This is a genomic window from Aeromonas finlandensis (assembly GCF_000764645.1).
Taxonomy (GTDB): domain Bacteria; phylum Pseudomonadota; class Gammaproteobacteria; order Enterobacterales; family Aeromonadaceae; genus Aeromonas; species Aeromonas finlandensis.
Window position 1 is genome coordinate 1 of record NZ_JRGK01000067.1, and the last position, 3,425, is coordinate 3,425.

3 protein-coding genes are annotated in these 3,425 nt (G+C 49.7%); all 3 read right to left on the minus strand.

Annotated elements, in window-relative coordinates; translation table 11 throughout:
- Positions 1–1,029, minus strand: a 1,029-nt coding sequence (locus LD28_RS0108545) for a hypothetical protein (RefSeq protein ID WP_033136555.1), incomplete at its 3' end; no start/stop codon positions are given.
- A 1,197-nt stretch (positions 1,030–2,226) separates the two neighbouring features.
- Complete coding sequence (locus LD28_RS0108550) at positions 2,227–2,988, minus strand: ABC transporter ATPase (RefSeq protein ID WP_241462274.1); 762 nt, start codon at positions 2,986–2,988, stop codon at positions 2,227–2,229.
- Positions 2,969–3,425: AAA family ATPase (locus LD28_RS0108555; protein ID WP_033136557.1), on the minus strand; the 457-nt coding region annotated here is incomplete at its 5' end. The genes LD28_RS0108550 and LD28_RS0108555, both read right to left, overlap by 20 nt.

Here is a 3,425-nt window from a genome sequence, read left to right on the forward strand (position 1 = left end):
TTCAAGTAGTGCTTTGACCTCTGCTGGCTCCCAATCCCCCAAGATAGCTTCCGCATCGACACCTTTGTATGACTGGGTCGAATCTGGTACACGAATACCAGGCTCACCGGTCAGGATGACAGCTGCAGCAAGAATACGTGCCCCACACCTCGCTTTTTCTCGGTTGAGCGGCTGCCGTTGCGCACGGTCTGGATCAATTTCGTTCAAACGCAACCCGATATTGTGCTGTAGCAACTCGAGTCGTCCATTGAGTGTTTGGTCGGATGTCCATTTTTCCAATACACCTTCAAGATCAAAGGGCCGCGCAGCCATTGACATCAAATTGGCTCGCTGCAATTCGAGAATCAATTTATCTATCTGTGGTGTTCCTCGACGATCAGCGAAACAACGAATTCCACTCTCATCGAGTGGTTCGAGCAGGTACACACGCAGAGCACTATCAGACTCAGCAGCTTCATCGACTTCGTTGGGCACAACCTCTATATCGCCTATGTTTTCCAGCTTTGGCTTCGTAAAGGGCAGATATCGCTCTACCAGCTCTCGATCAGAACGAGAACGCCATGCATAAGGACGACTGGAAATGAAAATATGTGCGCGTTGTTCAGACTGTTTAATCCGTGCAGCAAAACATCTTATTGCTTTCTCAAAAGCACGCGGACTATCCAATCTAGCCTCATCTACGGAGTCAAGGAAGAACCAAGCTTCCTTTTGCGAATTCAACCAACTCTCAAAACTCCCTGCGCTACCAACTTCGAACGCATTCTCAAAGCCACTCTCTATATCCTCAATCCGGATGAAGAATGCTGCACGGCCTAATGCCGTTGCATACTTTGCACGAGCTTCCATTTCGAAACTCTTCCCCGCTCCTGCTTCAGCCAGGATAACGCAGCGAAACTCTTTCTCAAGTTCCTGCCATCCAGTTCGTTTCGGGTCACCCCAAATAGCACTCAACTCTTGCTCGTCCGAGTCAGCAACTGATTGGTTAACTAGAGAAAAAAAGCGATTAATCTTTACTGGTTCGAACATCATATCGACATACCTCGAGAACGCCTAACCATTACACAAATCGAACCATTTCTTAACAATTCATTTCCTCCCGATGATTTTGATTGTCCAGAGCTCTGATATTTTGAGCGCCAAGCACCTTCATCAAAAATATTCTTCTCCATCGTTCGATAAGAGTTCCAGCCTTATTCCATGTGCTTTGGCATACTCTAGGACTAAAATTTCAATCATTGATGTCACAGAACGTCGTTCACGTGCAGCGGCTAACCGTAAAAGGTGTTTTATTTCAGTTGATGTACGAATCGAAAGAGTTTCATTTTTATTCAGGTGTGACATGACTATATACCGTTAAATCAGTAGTGAAAATGTACTGCGTTTTACGTACATTGAACAACTTCTATTTCTTGTACGAACGATGTGGATGTAACGCATGGATAAGAACAAACCCATAGGATCTGGGACCGGTACAAATCAAGTGTCGCAACTCGAAACTAACACCATAGATGAAGGAGCTCGAAGACTGACAGTCCATGAGCTCGCAGAGCTTCGGCGGGATATGGCCGAATCATCAGCCAAGATGCGGACAGAGTTGGCGCGTAGACGGAACGATTGCCCGACTAAACAGGACTTCTGATCACCCGCGTAACTGGCAAGCCCTGCAGGGCAGGATGTACGTTGAGCGCCGCAGGTGCGAATAAGGGACAGTGAAGAGAGTTAACCGGCTTGCCGGTTAGCTAACTTCACACATCCTGCCCTCAGATCAGCCTTGTATCTCTCGGGGATCCCCAATAGGAAAGGGCTGTTATCGTCATACATAGGATTAAGTAATGTACTTACGCCAGGAAAAGATATGCAAACAGATAAAAAACCACATAAAACAGTATATTATCAAGAAAATTCATATACTTTACTTAGCTAAACCCAATAACTTTACACATACTTTCCATGCACTTTCCTACGATCTCCCCTCAGTCAGCTTACAGGGCTAGATCCTTTCCTGGCGTTCAATTCTCGGCCTCTGGCCGATTGCGCAGTCCGACAAGGTGTAACCGTCCGCATAAAGCGGACGGTTACACCGCCTGGAGATCCTGAGATATCCTGAATATCCTGCCAAAACAGTAAAAAATCGGGCGGGTGTACCACGCATTCGGGCGCCTGTGCCACACCTTCGGGCGGCTGTACCACACATTCGGGCGCCTGTGCCACACCTAGGCCTCCACGCTATCGGGCGCCTGTACCACGCCTCACCCTATTTTCATCAGTGATTTCTATCCCCAGCTTGGCAAAGCCAGCGGCATCACGTTTCAATCGCCTACGTCCGTCGCGTATCTTTTGACTAGAAGTATCACCACCGCATACCGCACGGATCAGGGTATCCATGTGCCAGCCTCCTGCTGGATCATGCTTATGTGTCAACACATGCCGAGCTACCGCTTGACTGATCCCATACTTGAACCTCGCGATAGGCGCTGGCTGGTAGTGAAGGGATAAGTCGTGCTCCATCAACATGACTAAGACCGCGCCCAATCGGACACGCCACAGATTGCGCTCTCCACCTGTCAGAGGATCTCGACGAGTCATCGACGAGGGTATTACATGATCAATCAGGCCACCGATAATTGGAAAATCAAACTGCTGTGTCTCTATAGCGATAGTTGCCGCTCTCAGTTCAACCAATAGCTTCTCTATTTGGGTAAGGCTGTATTGATGATCGGATAAAATCCGACGAAGCTGCGCAGGGTCTACCAGAAGCTCCACTCCACCATCGGACACATCTCGCTTTCGCTCAGCGACGAAGAGCATAGACTCTACAAGGTCAGCATGGCGCTGCCCAAGTCTTCCGGTCACTCTGCAGCGGCCAAAGCTGGTCTCCATCCACTGTCCCTTACTCTCGACGGGTCGCTGGCTTGGCTGATAAATCATCACTCTAGCCTGTAACACTGTGCTGGTCGGAGCGACCTTATTACCAGTTGTCATCATCATCCCTTACCACTGTCTTAGGCTTAACTAACTGCTGTCTCTTTTGCCTCTCCAACACAGCCAGCTTGAGCACGCCCCCCTCATGTCGGCGCAGCCAACGTTCGGGAAAAGGTGCGCCATAGTTGGCTTTGCTGACGCCAAAGCGGACGAAGTAACCGCGTTGGCCGTCGTTGACCCCCAACTCTTCGGCTTCCTTTGGCGTCATCCCCGAAAGGTAGGATTGCCAACGGATATTATCGACTAATACAGATGAACCACGGCTGGCCTGCTGTTGGTCACCAGCCCCCATCATGGTCGCCCCCTTGCTGGAGTGATGGAGAAATACGATAGCGCAGCCCGTTTCGACAGCGATGGCCTCCATCCTGCCAATCACCTGCGACATTGGCCCGCTGGCGTTCTCCTCCTCGATATGGAAGCGCCGCAGAGTATCCAGAATCAGC